General features: G+C 36.3%; 16 protein-coding genes and 2 tRNA genes. 6 read left to right on the forward strand and 12 right to left on the reverse strand.

All coding sequences use genetic code 11. The features are described 5' to 3' along the window. Positions 1–308: 308 nt before the first annotated feature. Entirely contained in the window at positions 309–710 is a 402-nt protein-coding gene (gene mce, locus J2X31_RS16970; RefSeq protein WP_310028512.1) for a methylmalonyl-CoA epimerase, read from the forward strand. 128 nt (positions 711–838) lie between these two features. Beyond that, positions 839–912 (forward strand) — tRNA-Ile (locus J2X31_RS16975). Positions 913–968: 56 nt separating this feature from the next. Here the strand turns inward: J2X31_RS16975 and J2X31_RS16980 are convergent. The 3 genes from J2X31_RS16980 to J2X31_RS16990 all read right to left on the reverse strand — a co-directional run bounded on the left by J2X31_RS16980 (position 969) and on the right by J2X31_RS16990 (position 4,083). Then, complete coding sequence (locus J2X31_RS16980; protein WP_310028514.1) at positions 969–1,799, reverse strand: abortive infection system antitoxin AbiGi family protein; 831 nt, start codon at positions 1,797–1,799, stop codon at positions 969–971. Positions 1,800–2,056: 257 nt separating this feature from the next. Further along, positions 2,057–2,827: a TIGR03915 family putative DNA repair protein gene (locus J2X31_RS16985; protein ID WP_310028515.1), complete on the reverse strand. Its 771-nt coding sequence runs from the start codon at positions 2,825–2,827 to the stop codon at positions 2,057–2,059. After that, entirely contained in the window at positions 2,827–4,083 is a 1,257-nt protein-coding gene (locus J2X31_RS16990; RefSeq protein ID WP_310028517.1) for a putative DNA modification/repair radical SAM protein, read from the reverse strand. The genes J2X31_RS16985 and J2X31_RS16990 overlap by 1 nt, the downstream gene beginning before the upstream one ends. 164 nt (positions 4,084–4,247) lie before the next feature. On the opposite strand from J2X31_RS16990, the gene J2X31_RS16995 reads away from it, so the two are divergent. After that, the gene (locus J2X31_RS16995; RefSeq protein WP_310028520.1) at positions 4,248–4,817 is read left to right on the forward strand and encodes a helix-turn-helix domain-containing protein; all 570 of its coding nucleotides are present in this window, start codon (positions 4,248–4,250) and stop codon (positions 4,815–4,817) included. A gap of 328 nt (positions 4,818–5,145) precedes the next feature. Beyond that, positions 5,146–5,622 (forward strand): hypothetical protein, encoded by a 477-nt coding sequence (locus J2X31_RS17000; RefSeq protein WP_310028523.1) that lies wholly within the window; start codon positions 5,146–5,148, stop codon positions 5,620–5,622. Positions 5,623–5,713: 91 nt separating this feature from the next. Here the strand turns inward: J2X31_RS17000 and J2X31_RS17005 are convergent. After that, positions 5,714–5,787 (reverse strand) — tRNA-Ala (locus tag J2X31_RS17005). Between the two features lie 148 nt (positions 5,788–5,935). Here J2X31_RS17005 and J2X31_RS17010 point away from each other — a divergent pair. Continuing rightward, entirely contained in the window at positions 5,936–6,703 is a 768-nt protein-coding gene (locus J2X31_RS17010; RefSeq protein WP_310028526.1) for an enoyl-CoA hydratase/isomerase family protein, read from the forward strand. Between the two features lie 32 nt (positions 6,704–6,735). Here the strand turns inward: J2X31_RS17010 and J2X31_RS17015 are convergent, their stop codons facing one another. Further along, entirely contained in the window at positions 6,736–6,924 is a 189-nt protein-coding gene (locus tag J2X31_RS17015) for a hypothetical protein (RefSeq protein WP_310028528.1), read from the reverse strand. Between J2X31_RS17015 and J2X31_RS17020 the strand changes: the two genes are divergently transcribed. Continuing rightward, entirely contained in the window at positions 6,923–7,378 is a 456-nt protein-coding gene (locus tag J2X31_RS17020) for a 6-pyruvoyl trahydropterin synthase family protein (protein WP_310028531.1), read from the forward strand. The genes J2X31_RS17015 and J2X31_RS17020 overlap by 2 nt on opposite strands. A 17-nt stretch (positions 7,379–7,395) precedes the next feature. Here J2X31_RS17020 and J2X31_RS17025 read toward each other — a convergent pair whose 3' ends face one another. From J2X31_RS17025 to J2X31_RS17055, 7 genes are all read right to left on the reverse strand, one after another. Then, positions 7,396–9,675: a helix-turn-helix domain-containing protein gene (locus tag J2X31_RS17025; RefSeq protein ID WP_310028533.1), complete on the reverse strand. Its 2,280-nt coding sequence runs from the start codon at positions 9,673–9,675 to the stop codon at positions 7,396–7,398. Positions 9,676–9,809: 134 nt separating this feature from the next. Beyond that, positions 9,810–10,394 carry an OmpH/Skp family outer membrane protein gene (locus tag J2X31_RS17030; RefSeq protein WP_310028536.1) on the reverse strand — a complete coding sequence of 195 codons (585 nt, stop codon included), beginning with the start codon at positions 10,392–10,394 and terminating at the stop codon, positions 9,810–9,812. Between the two features lie 184 nt (positions 10,395–10,578). Then, positions 10,579–11,493 carry a class I SAM-dependent methyltransferase gene (locus tag J2X31_RS17035; RefSeq protein WP_310028538.1) on the reverse strand — a complete coding sequence of 305 codons (915 nt, stop codon included), beginning with the start codon at positions 11,491–11,493 and terminating at the stop codon, positions 10,579–10,581. Continuing rightward, positions 11,483–12,007, reverse strand: coding sequence for a hypothetical protein (locus J2X31_RS17040; RefSeq protein ID WP_310028540.1), 525 nt, complete (start codon positions 12,005–12,007; stop codon positions 11,483–11,485). The genes J2X31_RS17035 and J2X31_RS17040 overlap by 11 nt, the downstream gene beginning before the upstream one ends. Before the next feature lie 60 nt (positions 12,008–12,067). After that, positions 12,068–13,939 (reverse strand): tRNA uridine-5-carboxymethylaminomethyl(34) synthesis enzyme MnmG, encoded by a 1,872-nt coding sequence (mnmG, locus tag J2X31_RS17045; RefSeq protein ID WP_310028542.1) that lies wholly within the window; start codon positions 13,937–13,939, stop codon positions 12,068–12,070. Positions 13,940–14,141: 202 nt separating this feature from the next. After that, entirely contained in the window at positions 14,142–14,561 is a 420-nt protein-coding gene (gene ybeY / locus J2X31_RS17050; RefSeq protein ID WP_310028545.1) for an rRNA maturation RNase YbeY, read from the reverse strand. After that, the gene (locus J2X31_RS17055) at positions 14,554–17,907 is read right to left on the reverse strand and encodes a DUF4175 family protein (protein WP_310028547.1); all 3,354 of its coding nucleotides are present in this window, start codon (positions 17,905–17,907) and stop codon (positions 14,554–14,556) included. The genes ybeY and J2X31_RS17055 overlap by 8 nt, the downstream gene beginning before the upstream one ends. Between the last annotated feature and the right edge of the window lie 59 nt (positions 17,908–17,966).

The following is a 17,966-nucleotide window of genomic DNA, read 5'->3' on the forward strand; positions in this document are numbered from 1 at the left end:
TCGCCTATTCTTTGCGACTTTGCGAGCAATTTTTCTCGCAAAGACGCGAAGTCGCAAAGTAAATCCAAACAATTTCTAGAATTTTAAGAAGCAAATCGCTCGGGCATTTGTTCTATCCATCTTCCCGCTGGAGCCACTCGCTTTGTCTCGTTTTTAATAACGAGACAAGAGCTCAAACAAAGTCTCCATCGGGGCTAACTGAAAAACTTTAGGCATTCTTTTAAACTTCGAGACCTTTGTGTGTAAACTTTGTGTCCTTATTGTTTAATCCCAAAAAACTTTCCGAACTTTGCCCCAAACCAACCAAAATGAGAAAAATAGAACACATCGGTATTGCCGTAAAAGACCTAGAAGTTTCCAACTCCCTTTTCGAAAAACTTTTCGGAGCACCACCTTATAAACAAGAAGAAGTAGCAAGCGAAGGCGTAAAAACCTCCTTCTTCATGAACGGACCCAACAAAATCGAACTCCTTGAAGCTACAACTCCAGAAAGCCCAATTGCGAAATTCCTAGAAAAAAAAGGCGAAGGCATCCACCATATCGCTTTTGATGTAGAAGATATCGTTTCCGAAATTGCAAGATTACAATCCGAAGGATTTACCGTTCTAAACGAAACACCAAAAAAAGGAGCCGACAACAAACTCGTGGCTTTCCTGCATCCAAAAGGAACAAACGGTGTCCTGATTGAGCTTTGCCAAGAAATAAAATAAAGCTGATTTTTAGAATATTAGGTTTTTGACTCTTGTGAAACGAGTTCAAAACTCAAAAAAACAGCAAATCAAAATCGAAAATAGTTGCACCAAAACGAAAATAGTAGTAATATTGCATCCTCATAACTGGTCCTATAGCTCATTCGGTTAGAGCAACTGACTCATAATCAGTAGGTGCTTGGTTCGATTCCAAGTGGGACCACCTTTAAAAGGCTTTACATTTTGTAGAGCCTTTTTTTGTTTATGGCAACTACATATTTAAAAGTCGTTAAATATTAGGTCATCATTAATAATCATTAATTTTCCAGATAGAATAGAATTTATGACATTTTCTTCTCCGAATTTTGATTTCAATGTGTTTAATACTCGATCCGATTGTTTTTCATTTTGGATTATTACATATCTCAAATATTCGATTTTTGATATATCTAAAATATGATTCGGCAAGTGAGGTTTTTTTCTAAAGACTTTTTCTTCTAATTGCTCAAATTCGGTATCCCCTTTGGTGATTAAACTTTTTTCGTTTTCCAAAGTAGGAACGTATCGCCATTCTCTTTCCTGGTAGGTAATTATTTCTTGACTTTTATATTTTGTCTTCCAATTTTTAAAGAACTGAATCGTTGGAACAGTTACATTATTTATGTTTTTTATCAATTCATCATATTCCTTATAATCAGTTTCATCTTCTTGATTATTTAGTGTAGCATCCAAGATATTTTTGAACATCTTTCTTGAAAGATTGTATAGCTGAATTTGATTAATTTTTGAATGTAAATTTTTAAATGGTGTTTTCTCATGAGTATAAATTACAGGTGAAATTGAATTTTCCAATGCCCAATCAAGGCTTAAGCCAATTCCATATTTGCCGTATCTCATATATAAGTCAACATCTCGAAGGGGTATATTGCAAAAACTTACCATTGGAATATAATAATCCGTATCATTTATTATTTCTTTACAGTAAGAAGGTGCAAATCCATTTTTTAAAATTTTAATTAGAATTTCAAAATTGTCTAAATAATGAAAAATGTGATTAATCTTTTTCTGATTAAACTTTGATTCAATTATTTCTTTTCTTTCTTTTTTCATCTATTTGATATCCGACTTGCTGGTAACAACAGCATTACTTCTATGTGCTTGCCCAGCTGGTGTAAATTCAACTATATAATCAATGTTTAATAGTATTCATTATCATTTTTTAAATCAATGACTTTAATAAACCTTTTCATATTGGATGTTTTAATGTTTGAAGTAAATGTATAAAAAAAGACTATAAGATAAACGATAAGCTTAATTTTTGAGATTGCCCTATTTATTACCATCTATTATTTCGAACTACTTTTTAATCAACCCTGCTTCTCCGTCAAATACTTCCAATACCTCTTAGGAACATGCTGAATATGCAATTTCATATTCTTTCTCGCTGGAATATTGGTACTCTTGAAGTAATCATTCCACAGCAAAGCATATAATTCTTCCTTACCATTCAACACGTCCGAAGGCAGATGCACATTGCTTTTCTTTACTTCGGGAACATAATCGAAAATGATTTCTTCTACTTTTTCCAAATCATAGAACAAGCCGTATTTTCGCTTTAAATCATAGATAATCCACTTTTGATCGGCATATCTATTTTTGAAAAACGAGGAAATCAACGGCAAAACATTATAATCAGGTTCAATTGGAGCATAAAAAATCCCATCGCCTGTTTCTTGAAATCGGATAAAAGCTTTCATTCGGTGCTTTTCGCGGTTCACGTTTTTGTCCATTTTAGAAAGTGCAATCACCGATGGATGTCCGAAATTATCTTCAGCACCTTTTGGATTATCAAAAATATAGCAGGCAAAATCGAACAGATGCTGAAAAATTTCAGGTGTTTCGGAGAGATAACATTTGTAGAAACGGCTTCGCCAATCGGGACTTATTTTCTTGCACAAACCCGCCCAGACTCTTTTGGCTTTAGCCTCATCATTAATTACTTCAAAGGTTTCTTCTAAAAAAGTGGGTTGAAAATGTACCTGACTTACCAACTGAATCTTGCCCGGTTTTCGTTCATAAAACTCAAAAATGGCGGTTAGCAAACCTTCCAGACTTCCGTCAAAAACATACGTTATCATTAAAAAAGACTTAACTGATTTTGTGGCACTTTCAAGTATTTGCTGTTGCTTTCCGATAAAATCAGGTTCTTTACCGTGAAAGCTTCGGGTGTATTCAATTGGAAAACACTATCGGCACATCTGATAAAATACTTCGCCCGATTATAGGCAATACCAATCTTCTTCAACTGATCTGAACGAAGCTTACCGAATTTTCGAGCCTGTACAATTTTATTCGCCGAACCTACTCCAATTCCGGGAACACGGAGAATCATCTTATAATCAGCCGTGTTGATGTCAATCGGAAATTGCTCCATATTTCGGAGTGCCCAACTCAGTTTCGGGTCGATATCAACATCCAAATAGGGATTTTTCACATTCAAAATTTCGTGTACATCAAACCCGTAAAAACGCATCAGCCAATCGGTTTGGTAGAGTCTGTTTTCACGCAAAAGTGGTGGCTGGCTTCCAATCATCGGCATTCGGGTATCATAACTAATCGGAATATAACCTGAATAATACACCCGTTTTAAATCATAATTTTTATAGTATTCATTGGCACTGTACATGATTTCCATGTCGGTTTCGGGAGTTGCACCAATAACCATTTGTGTGCTTTGACCAGCAGGAACAAACTTTGGCGTGCTTTTGATAATTTTTTTCTCATCCTTAAACTGAATGATGCTGTCCTTGATAAATGAAAGTGGTTTCTTGACATCATCATGCGATTTGTCTGGAGCCAGCAATTTCAGTCCGGCTTCCGTTGGCATTTCCAGATTGATGCTCATCCTATCGGCATACAAACCTGCTTCGGTCAACAATTCCTGACTTGCACCTGGAATGGTTTTCAAATGGATGTAGCCGTTGAAATTATTTTCAAGACGTAATTTTTTCGCAATCCTCACAAGGCGTTCCATGGTATAATCGGCATTCTTGAAAATTCCCGAACTCAGGAACAATCCTTCGATATAATTTCTTCGGTAGAAACTCATCGTCAATTCCACCACTTCTTCCACCGTAAAAGCGGCACGTTTCACATCATTGCTTTTTCGGGAAACACAAAATGCACAATCGAAAATGCAGTGATTGGTCAGCAAAATTTTGAGTAACGAAACACATCGTCCGTCTTCGGTATAGGTATGACAAATTCCCGAAGAACTCGCATCTCCTAGGCCTTTGCTGTCGTTTTTTCTATTGCTTCCGCTTGACGAGCAGGAAACATCATATTTTGCAGCATCTGCAAGAATGGTTAATTTTTCACGTATTCTGTCGGACATATTCGTTTCGTTTAGTGTAAAATAAGTAGAGGAAGTTCTTTGCAGAAATTGCTTCTGGAGGAAATTGCTATCACAAATCTAAGGAATATCAAGGTACAACATTTGTTAATTAACATGGATAAAACTGTCGGTTTCCTTATTTATAAAAAGTTTAAATTTGTAGTATGAAAAGTTCAAACAATCTCCTTCTTATCAAAAATATGGTTTGCCCGAGATGCATTCTTTCGGTAGAAAACATATTTCAAACCTTGGAAATTCCTACACAAAGGATCGATCTTGGAGAAGTTGTTTTGAAAAAAGAGCTAAACCCCTCCGAATTAAAAAACCTTGAAACCGAACTGAAAAAAGTAGGCTTTGAATTGATTGAAACCCGAATCAACAAAATTGTTGAAGATATCAAAAAGCGAATCTTTAAATTTCTCGATGCCTCGGATAAAAAAGTAAACCTTTCGACTTTTATTACTTCCAAAATTCATTATGACTACAGCTACCTGAGCGATTTATTTTCGTCGATTGAAGGAAAATCCATCGAGCAGTTTTTTATCATCCAAAGGATTGAAAAGGTAAAAGAACTTCTGGTTTATGACCAACTTTCATTAACTGAAATCGCCTATAAAACTGGTTTTAGCAGTGTACATCATCTTTCGGCTCAATTCAAAAAGGTAACGGGACTCTCGCCTTCGCTATTCAAAAAGATTGGAAACGAGAAACGAAAGTCAATCGACAGTCTTTAGGAGAATCCAAAAATTATATACATCTTCCCCTTTTTTGCATAAAGCAAACTATTAACTGCTGTTCTAACTTTGTAGTAGTAATAATTTAAATACTAGAAATCATGAAAACAACAGCAAATAACGGATGCGACAATCCAAACTGTAAATGCGAAAACTGTAACTGTGGTAGCAACTGCACTTGCGGAACCGAAGTTTAACCCATTAAAAGAGGCTGTTGCAACAGTCTCTTTTTTTTGGAAAACGTTTTTGTTCATGATTTTATGTTAATGTATTTCCAAAAGGATTTTAAAGTTTTATATTTGGTTTTCCTTAAATTAAAAAATACATCATGAATACAAAAACAATTTTAAGTTTGGTTTTCGTTGCTTCTCTGTTTTTTACTTCTTGCAAGAAAGAATTGGAACCTCAAGAAAGTTCAGATACTCCATCAACAGAAGAAACAGTGGCTACTCCAGAAAATCCAATTGAGGTGACACCTCAGGCCGAGCCTACTGCAACAGCTGTTACTCCACAACCCGTTCAGCAAAGTACAACTGTGGCTCCAACGGCTCCAGGAATGAATCCACCACACGGTCAGCCAAATCACCGTTGCGATATTGCAGTTGGAGCACCGTTAAATTCTCCAAAAAAGGCAACATTGTCACCACACGATGTTCCGAAGCCTACCTCATTAGAGCAACCTGCACCTAAAACATTACAGACCCAACCCGTTACTACGGAAACCGCTCCAGGAATGAATCCGCCACACGGACAACCGGGACACCGTTGCGAAATTGCCGTTGGAGCTCCATTGCCAACAGAATAATTATTACAAAATGTATAAAAGAAGAGGAAGCAAACGCTTCTCTTTTTTTGTGCAATAAAAAACCGCAAACACTTGAATGTTTGCGGTTTAGTGGAGAATACCGGATTCGAACCGGTCACCTCTTGCCTGCCAGGCAAGCGCTCTAGCCAAATGAGCTAATCCCCCATTATCGGTGGCAAATATACTATAATTAGAAAACAATCTGCAAAAAAGATGCAGAATTTCTCCGCATTTTAAATTATCTCCTGCCAAATCCCGAACTTAAAGAGAAACAATTAAGCCGTTTTTCAGTATTTTTACTGAAAATTTTATCATGACAACAGACATTCAAAACGGTTCCATCCATACGAACATCACAAACAAGATAGCTACAATTGAGTTTCATCATCCGTCTGGAAATTCCTTTCCAAGTCAGCTTTTGCAACTCTTGACAGACGAATTCAACACACTCAGCAACAATAAAGAAGTTTCGATTATTGTTCTAAAAAGCAAAGGCGAAAAAGTGTTTTGTGCAGGTGCTTCCTTCGATGAGCTTCTTGCCGTTTCCAATCTTGAGGAAGGTGCTCGGTTTTTTTCCGGTTTTGCAAATGTCATCAATGCCATGCGAAAATGCTCCAAACTTATCATCGGTCGTGTTCAAGGAAAAGCCGTTGGCGGAGGAGTTGGCTTGGCTTCGGCCTGTGATTATGTTTTTGCAACCGCCAACAGCAGCATCAAATTATCCGAATTCACCATCGGCATCGGTCCATTCGTAATCGCTCCTGCAGTCGAAAGAAAAATAGGAACAAGCGGTTTGGCCGAACTAACTCTAGCTGGAGATGAATGGCAAACTGCCGATTGGGCCAAGCAAAAAGGCCTATATGCAAAAGTCTTCGCGAATCTGGAAGAACTCGATAAAGAGCTTGATAGCTTCACTCAAAAATTATCCAACTACAATCCAGAAGCCCTCTCCGAAATGAAGAAAGTGCTTTGGGAAGGCACTGAAAACTGGGGGACATTGCTTTACGAAAGAGCTGCGGTTTCTGGAAAACTGGTGTTGTCGGACTTTACGAAAAAAGCTCTAGAACAGTTTAAGAAGTAGTTTTTTTTAGGAGCTATTTCCTGCTTTCCACTTCAAGTCCTCATTTGAAAAAGTAATTTTTCCAAAGCCATAAAAGGAGCTTCCGTTGGTCGCTCTTTTCTGTCAGGAAAAATAAACTTTTCAAATTCCGGGCTTTCCGTTTCAATCAGGGCTAGGGCATCCGTTTCCAAAACTTCGTAAGTAATAAATTCGTAAATTTGTCCCCAAATCAAACCCATCATGAGTAAAATCAGAATCACCAAGCAGTTTACCTTCGAAACAGGACATGCCCTTTATGGATACGACGGAAAATGCAAGAATGTGCACGGACATAGCTATAAGCTCTCTGTAACCGTTATCGGAACACCAATTACAGATCGAAATAACGTGAAATTCGGAATGGTGATTGACTTTTCTGATCTCAAAAAAATCGTAAAAGAAGAAATCGTCGATCAGTTTGATCACGCCACCGTTTTCAATGAAACCACTCCCCACGTTGAATTGGCTAATGAACTAAAAAACCGAGGACATCACGTGATTTTGGTAGATTATCAGCCCACAAGCGAAAACATGGTTATTGATTTTGCCGAAAGGATCAAAAACCGCCTGCCAAAAAACATCAATCTTTTTTCCTTAAAACTCCAAGAAACGGAATCCTCTTTTGCTGAATGGTTTGCAAGCGATAATGAAATCTAAAATCAAGTAAAAATCTGCTAGATTTTGGTTAAAGTCGCCTTAAACATTTTTAGCTCATCCCAACTGAATTTATCGCCGTATTTATCTTTTAAAGGAATCAAGGAAGCTTCAGTATAACCCGAAAATGCTTCGGCTAATTCGGCTATCTTGTCCTCTGGCAATACTTCCGTAAGTTGTACTTTTCCTGCTTCTATTAGTTTAGAAATATGGCCGCTTATTGTTTGAGGTGTAAGCTTTCGGAGTTCGGCAATCTGCTCTATTGAATTCTTTTGCAACCAAAGTTCATAGGTTTCTTCTGTTGTAGCTTTCTTTGGTGTTGCCGATTTTTCTTTCTTTTTAGAGGTATATCTTTCTCTAATTGGATCTTCTTCGACAAGTGTCATATTTGCCTTTTTGAAATCTTCTCGGAGGCGTTCCATTTTGTTGACTTTATAGTTTTTAATCTCGGGTGAAGTCAAATTTTCCTTGCAAATTAATTCACCGGTAACTACGATTTCGATCATTTTTTTTGCCTTTAGCAATCGCAGTACGGCCTTGATTTGCAATTCTTCTAAAACCAATAACTCTTGATAGTAGGCTTTTACAAGCTTGACGCGTTTTACTTCTTCGAGCTTCCATAAAATTTCATACACCAAATCGTCCATTGGCTTTAGGAAATAATTGAACGCTGCATTGATCCTTTCGGAAATATAATTATAGTCCAGCTTTTGGTCGGAGAAAAGCTTGTTCAACTGGCTGATGAATTTTTGGGAAGGCGTTTCGAGTTCGTACATGATGGAAGCCTGTTTTTTTGCCCAAATGTGATGTTTAGATTTCTCGGATTTCTCCGCGTCTTCGTTGTAACTGTATTGATGATTCCGCCATTCTTGAATCAAATCGCCCCATTCGAAGGTATTAACAAGATAATTATGGATGAATTTTCGGGTTTCAAGCTGTAAAGAATTGGCCAGAATATTTTCATCGGCTCTGTTTTGAGCATAATTAATGACATCCTTGTCGCTCGAAATACCATTCATTCGCAACGGAGAAAGCAAAATTAGCCCGTTTAACGATCGTAAACGTGACAAGGCAACATAAGCTTGTCCGGGCATAAAAACTTGCGAAACATCCAATGCTGCTTTGTCAAACGTCAGTCCTTGGCTTTTGTGGACGGTGATGGCCCAGGCAAGTTTAATAGGATAATGGACAAAGGTTCCCAAAACCTCTTCCTCTATTTCCTTGGTCATGGAATTTACAGAATAGCGGATGTTTTTCCATTCGTATTTCTCCACATCGATGGTTTTGTTTTCTTCAGGAAAATGAACACGAACTTCATTGCTTGAAACCGATTCGATGAAACCCATTTTTCCGTTGAAATAATTTTTTTCGAACGATAAATCATTTTTCACGAACATCACTTGAGCACCAACTTTCAAGTGCAGATATTCATCAATCGGAAAAATCTTATCGGGAAAATCATCTACGATTTCAGCTTTCAGGCTTATCAATTTGCCGTTTAATTCATCTAAAGAATCAGCATTTATAGTATCTGCCTTAGCGTTATGAGTGGTTAAAGTTATGTATCCTTTGTTGGATTTTATATCAAAATTTGGTTGAACATATTGATTTAAAACCGCAACATCCTCTTGGGATATTTCGTTGTTTCGAAGGTTGTTTAAAACAGCTATAAATTGATCATCCGTTTGACGGAAAATCTTTGAAAGTTCAATATAAAGTGGCGGGTTTTGCTGGACAACATGCGAATGGAAAAAGAATTTTCCGGTGTAATAATTGCGTAAAGTTTGCCATTCTTCCTCTCGAACCACGGGAGGCAATTGCAACAAATCGCCAATAAAAAGCACTTGAACTCCTCCGAAGGGAATACGTTTCTTCCGAACGCTTTGCATCATAAAGTCAATGGCGTCAAGTAAATCGGCCCGAAGCATACTCACTTCGTCAATAATCAGCAGTTCCATATTTTGAATCACTGCTTTCTTCTGACCGCTCATTCTGAAATGTCTTCTGAGGGTGTCCTTGGTTTCAAATTTCACACGATCGGTAACGTGAGCGTCAACATTACTGGCCGGAATAAATCCGCCGAAAGGCAACTGAAACATCGAGTGAATTGTTACTCCACCGGCATTCAAAGCTGCAATTCCTGTTGGAGCAACCACTACTACATTTTTATGTGTAGATTGGATAATTTCTTTTAAAAGCGTGGTTTTTCCGGTCCCTGCTTTTCCCGTAAGGAAAATAGAACGTTGCGTCTGATTGATAAATTTTAAGGTATAAGCTGCTGCTGCTGAAATGGTTTCCATCTGGCGAATAATTTTTGTTGGGATAAAAATATAGCTTTTTGACTAAAATGAAAATTATTTTGAAGAATATTTGAAATTCCTACCAACAAAAAATGCCTTCCGAATCGAAAGGCATTTGATTTATCTGGGTGAGATTATTTTTTCTCTTCTTTTTTAGTTTCAGTTGTTTCTTCTTTTTTAGCTGAAGTCGTATATTTGTCATTCAACAATTTAACTACTTCATCTGTAATGTCATAGCTGTCTTTTGCATACAAAACAGATGCTGCATCGCCTGTTCCATACACATAATCATAGCCTTTTTCCTTGCCATAATCCTTGATGAATTTTTTTACAGATTTTACAAGTGTATCCATTTCAACGGCATGTCCTTCCTGTAATTGTTGTGCCATTGTTTGAGCCGCATATTGCAATTGCTGTTGTCTTTGTTGCAATTCAGCTCCTTTTTGTTGGGCCCAAGCTTGTCCGTTTGCTTGTGCGTTTTTCTGGAAATAATTTGCATCCGATTTGAAATTAGCTTCCTGAACTTCTAGCTTTCTAGCTGCTTCATCTGATTTAGATTTATATTTTGCGGCAACATCTTTGGCTTCGGTATATTCTTCCATAAGTTTAGAAGTGTCGATGTAGGCTGTTTTGAATGCGGCAGCTTCAGTTGTTTGCGTTTCTTTGTTACAAGAAATAATTGAAATTGCTAATGCGATAATTAATAAGGATTTTTTCATTCTAAAGTTATATGTTAATTTTTATTGGTTTCAAAAATAGTAAAAATTTATTGAAGCGTAGTCATCTCAAATTTTGATGATTTTCAAGTTATTCAAAGCTTATAATTAATTGTTATTGAATTTAAAATTATAATAATCAAAACTGATTGAAAACGAATCTAAATAAAGTATTTTAAGCTGTGTTTTAATTTTTGACAACAACAACATCGTTTTGTTCTATAATCGTTGAATCTGTGCTTTTATTTGCGTTTTTGGCGTTTTTTATGACATAAATCAAGGAAGAATATTGAAAACGCTTCTTTGCTTTGTAGTTTGACTTCAATCCTATGTAAAAAGCCCTGATAAAATTCATCTGACCTGCTTTATATTTTTCTGAAAGCAGACTCACATAAAAAGCATCAAATTTCATTGGAAGTATTTTCTCCACTTTCATTTTTTCTTTTAAGAAAAGCAATTTTATTGCTTTTTTAGAAAAATGCCAAAGATGTCTTGGAGCATCAAAACCAGCCCAAAATCTTCTATAATATTTTGCGTCAAATGATCTGAAGTTTGGTACCGCAATGATAATTGTTCCCTCAGGTTTTAATAACCTTTTTAATTCTTTAATTTGTTTTTCAAGATTGGGAACGTGTTCTAAAACATGCCACATCGTAATTACATCAAATGAATTATTTTCTAAAACTTGGGTCGAATCTGAAAAGGAAACACCTTTCTTTAATGCAATAGACTTAGCTTTCTCACTAGGTTCTATTCCTGTTGTGTCCCATCCTTTTGTTTTTGCGAAAGCAAGGAAATCACCGGTTCCAGCTCCAATGTCCAAAAGTCTTCCTTTTTGAGGATGCAGATCATTAATTAGATTGACTTTGTTTTTTAAGGCAAATCCCTTTATAAATTGATATAACTTTTCAAACAACGAACCTCTTCCATCAGTATGGGAAATGTAGTTTTCGCTTTCGTAATATTTATGCAAATCATTTTCGTTTGGCTTTGGAAACGTAATCAGCATATCCATTTTTTCATCACGATAGAGACCAAAAGTTTCGCCTGAAACAGTATAGTCTTTTACAGTGAGGTATATTTTCTTATTATTATCTATCATTACTTAAATAGTCATCTTTTAGTTGTTTTAAATATTTTACAGCTATATTTTCATAAAGCGAACCTTCTGCCAAGCAATCTTCGTTTCTGGAACTTATCATGGAAAGTGCAATAAAATCGGCTGTACTCCCAACATTAACTACATCTGGATTTTGATTGGCCAAAGTAAAATCAGAAGTATTGATGTATTTTATTAATTCATCATTATCATATAAAATAATTTTATACTTGTCGCCATCAATTGTTACCCAAAATTCTTTTTCCTGATAACTATCCAATTTAAACTTGTTGGTTATAAACTGCTGAAACGGCAATAACTTCTTGTTGTTTTCAAAAACAAAAGCACTCAAACCTTTATTTCCCAAAACTTCCTTCGCATTTGGAACAATTGTATAATCATCAATCACATATTTTTGCTTCGTTATTCCACAACTCAAAACAATAAAAAACAATAAAAATATCGGCAATTTTCCTTTATACATAAGCTTTAGCGAAGTTCGTTCCACGTGAAACATTATTTTAATTAGGAATTAAGGTTTAGGAATTAGGACTTATGATTCTAAAATCTGAAATTATCATCTTCCCATATAGATTAACAATACCGAAATATCGCTTGGTGAAACTCCGCTGATTCTAGAAGCTTGCGAAATCGTAATGGGGCGAATGTGACTCAACTTCTGTTTTGCTTCAATCGACATGGATTTTATCTTATTATAATCGAAATTTTCAGGAATCTTTACATCTTCTAATCTTGTTAGTTTATCTGCATTGTTTCTTTCCTTTTCGATGTATCCAGAATATTTCACTTGTATTTCTGCTTGTTCTAGGATCTCTTGATCTAAATCATTTTGTTCAATATATTCCTTAACCTTCTCAAATTTCATCATATCTTCCAAATCGATTTGAGGACGAGAGAATATCTTGAACATTTTATCAGATTGTGTCACCAAAGCAGATTCTTTTGCTTCTAATATGGGATTCATTTCAGCCATCGAAATACTTGTTTCTTTGAAGAAATTTACCATTTTTTCAGATTCTTTTAGTTTATGCTCCATTCTTCTCAAACGCTTTTCCGAAGCTAAACCAATTTCATAAGACATTGGTGTTAGTCGGAAATCGGCATTATCTTGACGTAGAAGTGTTCTATATTCAGCACGAGATGTAAACATTCTATAAGGCTCTTCTGTTCCTTTCGTAATCAAATCATCTATCAAAACACCTATATAAGCTTCGTCTCTTTTCAGAATTAATGGTGCTTTTTCGTGCACTTTTAAATGTGCATTGATTCCAGCCATCAATCCTTGGGAAGCTGCTTCTTCATATCCTGTTGTTCCGTTTATTTGTCCAGCGAAATATAAACCTTCAACTAATTTAGTTTCCAACGTGTGTTTTAATTGTGTTGGCGGAAAATAATCGTATTCAATTGCATAACCAGGACGAAAGAATTTTACCTTTTCAAATCCAGCAACCGAACGTAAAGCTTTAAATTGTATGTCTTCTGGAAGCGATGTAGAGAAGCCATTTACATAGACCTCTACCGTATCCCAACCTTCAGGTTCAACAAACAATTGGTGTCTTTCCTTATCGGCAAAACGATTGATTTTGTCTTCAATCGATGGACAATATCTTGGTCCTAGACTTTTTATTCGGCCATTAAACATTGGAGAACGATCGAAGCCTTCTCGCAAAATATCATGTACACCCAAAGACGTATAGGTCATATGACACGATTTTTGAATCGCCAATGGTTTGGTTTCATCAGAATAAGAAAACTTATCCGGTTTTGCATCACCTTTCTCTTCATTCATTTTCGAATAATCAAGAGAACGTCCGTCAACTCGTGGCGGCGTTCCAGTCTTCATTCTACCCGATTCAAAACCTGCTTTAACCAAATCCTCTGTGATTCCGTAAGCAGCACTTTCCCCAGCTCTACCTCCTCCAAATTGTTTTTCACCAATATGAATCAATCCGTTTAAGAACGTTCCATTGGTCAAGACAACGGATTTTGAACGGATTTCAACTCCAAGAGAAGTCTTAATTCCTTTTATTTTTCCTTTTTCGATAATCAGTCCTTTCACCATTTCCTGATAGAAATCAAGGTTTGGGGTTCGCTCTAGCATCAAACGCCATTCTTCCGCAAAACGCATTCTGTCGCTTTGAACACGAGGCGACCACATAGCCGGCCCCTTTGATTTATTAAGCATCTTGAACTGTATGGCGGTCTTATCTGAAATGATTCCAGAATAACCTCCAAGAGCATCAATCTCACGGACAATCTGTCCTTTGGCTATCCCTCCCATTGCAGGATTACAAGACATTTGGGCAATGTTTTGCAAGCTCATCGTGACCAGTAAGGTTTTTGAACCCATATTGGCTGCCGCTGCCGCTGCTTCTGAACCTGCATGACCTGCACCAACTACAATTACATCGTATTCTTCTTGAAACATTTTTGATTTAGGATTTGGGATTTTTAGATTTAGGATTTAACTAAAACTTGAAATCTATTCGGTTGTTCCACGTGGAACAGTTTATGATTTATTCTTTAGACAAAACTTAATGCCCCTTTATTGTCATTCCGAGGAACGAGGAATCTCATTTGTTTACTTCAAGAGATTCCTCGTTCCTCGGAATGACAAAAGCTTGACTAAACTACTGTTCCACGTGGAACATCAACATTTTTTCTTCTTCTTTTTGACGCATTAAAGCTTCGTCTTTATCTGATTTGTCTTTATATCCACAGTAATGCAAAACACCGTGAACTAGAACACGCTTCAACTCTTCTTCAAAAGAAACATTGAAATCTTTGGCATTGTCTTCTACTCTCTCGACGGAAACAAATATATCGCCGTGCAATTCGTTACCTACAGAATAGTCGAAACTAATGATGTCGGTTAAGGTGTCATGCTGAAGGTATTCAACATTGATCTTGTGCAGATATTCATCGTCACAAAAGATGTAGTTGATATCCCCTTCTTTTTTGTTTTCCGATACAATAACCTTGGACAACCATTCTGCATAAGCCATTTCGTTGTCTAATTCAAAGTCGGATTCGTAATTGAAACTAATCATTCTTCTTAAAATATTCTTGAACCTTTTGGTTAAAATTCGACCGCAAAGGTAAGCTTTGTCTATTTAAAATTTCGATACTGTTTAAATAATCTTTCAAGGCTGGCGAAAGAGCATTTGTAGTATTGTTGAAATCCTTCTTGTTGGTTTGTGCTTGACGTTTTTGTTCTTCGCCTTGCTGCTGTATGGCTTTATCTAATTTTAGCAACTCATAATTGAGATTTAATATCTTCTGCAGGGTTTCGTTCTTGAAACCTTGATTCAACAATTGCTTCTCGATTTGCTTCATTTCATCTAATGCTTTCTGACCGTTTCCGCCTAAACCTTTTTCGTTCAATTCCTTTTGCAACGCTTCACGAAGCTGCTTTTGTTGTTTGTAGATTTCCATTATTTCACCTGCATTTCCTTCGCCATCTTGTCCTCCTTCTCCATCTTGGCCATTTTCTCCTTTTTGACCGGGTTTGCCAGATTGTCCAGATTTTTCTCCAGGTTTCTGTCCTTTTTCTCCCTCATTGCCTTCGCCTTCTTTTTCGCCTGGTTTCTTTCCTTTTTTCATTCCTTCCTTCATTTTCTCACCAAGTTCTCCTTGCTTTTTGATGATGTCTGGAAGTTGCATTTCGCCTTGACCTTGCCCTTTTTTTGGTTTACCTTGACCCATTCCCGACATTGACATTTGCATTCCGTTAAGTAAATCACTCAAGAAATCGGCAAGCTTATTGGCAGATGAAATCGTGTACTGCTGATGGGAAGTTCCTTTTCCAATTTGTGCTTCAACTAAATTCTCCAAAGCTTTTTCAATATTATAATGCACTTCTCCAACTTCTTTAGTGATCTTGTCGCCCATTTTTGGTTGACGCAAAGACAAAGCAAATAAACTATCATCAACATGCTGAAATTGCAATTTCAAATCTTGTTGCAATTTTAGGTTTTTATTGAACGAGGGCGAACCTCGTTTCAATGACTTAAATTGAGCTAACAAATCTTCCTGTGAGAAAGAAAAAGCCAAAAGATTGTCCAAAATTTGACGTAGCATTTTAATATCCTCTTCCAATTGCTCCATTTCACCAGCCTGCATACCTGCCGACATTTTGCCTGACATTTCTTTCATTTTTTTGGAAGCACTTTTTTGCTTAGGTTTGGCTTTTTCTTTTTTGTCCTTACCCAATTCTTCCGAAGCCTTTTTTAAATCTTCCTCAACGCTTTTCTCCTTTTCTTCATCCATCGGAATATCCATTGGCGATTTCAATTCCTTGTTGTCTTTGTCGAGTTCTTTGAGTTCTTCCTGAATCTTGTCAAACTCTTTATTTATTTCTTCTTGCTTTTCAGCTGTATTTTCTTTGCCTTGTTCCGAAAGCTTGTCTAGCTTTTCAGCAAGCTTGTCTAATTTATCAGCAATTTGTTCTGCCTTTTTTTCTACGTAAAAACGTTTTGTCAGTTCAACCAATTGTTCCAAACTCTTCGTCTGGTTTTTAGATTTTTGTTTGAGCTGGTCCATTTTTTCATACAATTCTTCCTGATTAATCTTGTCGTTAAGTTCCTTCAGTTTTTCTAAAAGCTCTTTGTTTTTTTCTAAATCCTTTTGAGTTTCATCAATACGTTTTTGAAGATCTTCTTTGAATTCATCTTTTTTATCGGTTTTAACCTTATCCAGATTCTCCTCAATTTTCTTGGCAAATTCTTTCATCTTCTCATCGAGCATTTGCTGACGCTTCAAGAATTCATTTACTTTCTGTTGGTCCTTGAATTCTAGATTATCCTTTTGCTTATTACTCTTTTGCAATTTCTCTAGCTCAGAAAGTTGCTTGTCCTGATTCTTCAACGACTTTTCCATACTGTTGATGTTGTCATTCTGCTGTTGCATCAACTCATCTTGCTTTTCTTCTTCGGTTTCAATTCGATTTGCAAATACGGACGATTTTGTGCTTTTGAAATTGTGCAAGGCGTCGTTATCAAAAACCTCGAAATAGTATTCATACGAAACACCTTCGGTAACCGGAAGATTTCCTGGAAATGAAAATATGAACTGATCAAAAACATCTTTCTTAACTGAGATTTGAGCTTTCAATCCAGCTTCAGGTTTGTTCTTCGGATAATAAACAATCTGCAATCTTGACAATCCATAATCGTCCGAAACTTGGCCAATGACAACACTTTTATCGACTCTTAAACTGTCTGGAGCATTGTTTACACTGATAGTTGGGTATTGATCCTTCACAATTGAAATCTCATAGTTCAGTTTTTCATAATGTTTTACCTTTTCATTAGAAGTAAGAATCTGATAATCTGTGTTTTGGTTGATGTTTTTTGATAAATGAAAGCTATTTTCATTGGCAGAAAAACGGGTAATCGTCTTATTGTCTGTCCATTCAACTGCATTTGTAGCCATTGCATCGACTTTCCACGTTACTTTGGTTCCTTCTGGAACAATGGCGTTACCAGTTCCTTTGATAGTTTCTGATTTCTTATTCAGATACGATGGAAAATTCAGCACCATTTCGAAATTGGCAATTGTAGGAACAGCCACAACCTTCAATTCATAATCAGAAGAAGTAACTTCATTCGCCTTCACGTGGAACGCTGTATTCTCGATTGGCTTTGTAAAACGATATTCAAAAACGCCTGGCTTTGTAGATTCCATGAAATAACTTTCGTCGTTGATGAAAATCATGGCGTTTTCTGGAACGACTTTTCCTTCGGATTTGATTTGCAGAACGAAATCATTTCCTTGTTCTGTTTGGAGGTTTTTGTTTAAAATGATAAATTCAAATGGAGCCGGTGGTGAAAATTGTTTTTGATAATGCACTACCCTATCAAAACTATCGGTAATGAGATTACTGTTTCCAGAAATATAAAAGAATGCGAAAAACAAAATCGGAATCAAAGCCAACGGAATGAATTTTCTATTCTTATTAAAGTTGACGGCATTGGTAAATGGAATTGGTTGTAGCGTTTTTGCCTTTTGTTCGATAGAAGCCAAAAGCAATTCCGATTGATTGTTGTCGTTTGAAAGTTGAAGGAAGTTGGTGAGCTTGTCACTTACTTCCGTAAAATGATTTCCGATGATGACAGAAGCTTCGGAGTAATTGATTCCCTTTTTTAATTTGAACAATTGAAACAACGGAAACAAGATGAATCGCATCAATAAAAATAATTCAACAACGATGAACATCCAGAACAAGATGGTTCTTCCAGTTGGCTTGAGCCAAAGGAAATATTCGATTATCAAGGTGAAAAACAAATACAGCAATCCTAATCCCACAAAGAAAATCAATCCCTTGATGAGTTCATTGGTATAAAACTTTTTGATGAAAGCTTCTAATTTCTGATAAATCAACACTTTATTTTCCAAAATCTTGCGTAGTTTATTTATAACTGATAAAAGTAGTGATTATTAGTTTACTATAAAAT

This window comes from Flavobacterium arsenatis, from assembly GCF_031456785.1.
GTDB classification, from domain to species: Bacteria; Bacteroidota; Bacteroidia; order Flavobacteriales; family Flavobacteriaceae; genus Flavobacterium; species Flavobacterium arsenatis.

Excerpts from the sequence above, each read along its gene's own strand:
- ybeY (WP_310028545.1), bottom strand. The coding sequence starts at position 14,561 with ATGATTAGTTTCAATTACGAATCCGACTTTGAATTAGACAACGAAATG.
- J2X31_RS17000 (WP_310028523.1), top strand. The coding sequence starts at position 5,146 with ATGAATACAAAAACAATTTTAAGTTTGGTTTTCGTTGCTTCTCTGTTT.
- J2X31_RS17020 (WP_310028531.1), top strand. The coding sequence starts at position 6,923 with ATGAGTAAAATCAGAATCACCAAGCAGTTTACCTTCGAAACAGGACAT.
- J2X31_RS16995 (WP_310028520.1), top strand. The coding sequence starts at position 4,248 with ATGAAAAGTTCAAACAATCTCCTTCTTATCAAAAATATGGTTTGCCCG.
- J2X31_RS17025 (WP_310028533.1), bottom strand. The coding sequence starts at position 9,675 with ATGGAAACCATTTCAGCAGCAGCAGCTTATACCTTAAAATTTATCAAT.
- mnmG (WP_310028542.1), bottom strand. The coding sequence starts at position 13,939 with ATGTTTCAAGAAGAATACGATGTAATTGTAGTTGGTGCAGGTCATGCA.
- J2X31_RS17010 (WP_310028526.1), top strand. The coding sequence starts at position 5,936 with ATGACAACAGACATTCAAAACGGTTCCATCCATACGAACATCACAAAC.
- J2X31_RS17035 (WP_310028538.1), bottom strand. The coding sequence starts at position 11,493 with ATGATAGATAATAATAAGAAAATATACCTCACTGTAAAAGACTATACT.
- J2X31_RS16980 (WP_310028514.1), bottom strand. The coding sequence starts at position 1,799 with ATGAAAAAAGAAAGAAAAGAAATAATTGAATCAAAGTTTAATCAGAAA.
- J2X31_RS17015 (WP_310028528.1), bottom strand. The coding sequence starts at position 6,924 with ATGATGGGTTTGATTTGGGGACAAATTTACGAATTTATTACTTACGAA.
- J2X31_RS16990 (WP_310028517.1), bottom strand. The coding sequence starts at position 4,083 with ATGTCCGACAGAATACGTGAAAAATTAACCATTCTTGCAGATGCTGCA.
- J2X31_RS17030 (WP_310028536.1), bottom strand. The coding sequence starts at position 10,394 with ATGAAAAAATCCTTATTAATTATCGCATTAGCAATTTCAATTATTTCT.
- mce (WP_310028512.1), top strand. The coding sequence starts at position 309 with ATGAGAAAAATAGAACACATCGGTATTGCCGTAAAAGACCTAGAAGTT.
- J2X31_RS17040 (WP_310028540.1), bottom strand. The coding sequence starts at position 12,007 with ATGTTTCACGTGGAACGAACTTCGCTAAAGCTTATGTATAAAGGAAAA.
- J2X31_RS16985 (WP_310028515.1), bottom strand. The coding sequence starts at position 2,827 with ATGATAACGTATGTTTTTGACGGAAGTCTGGAAGGTTTGCTAACCGCC.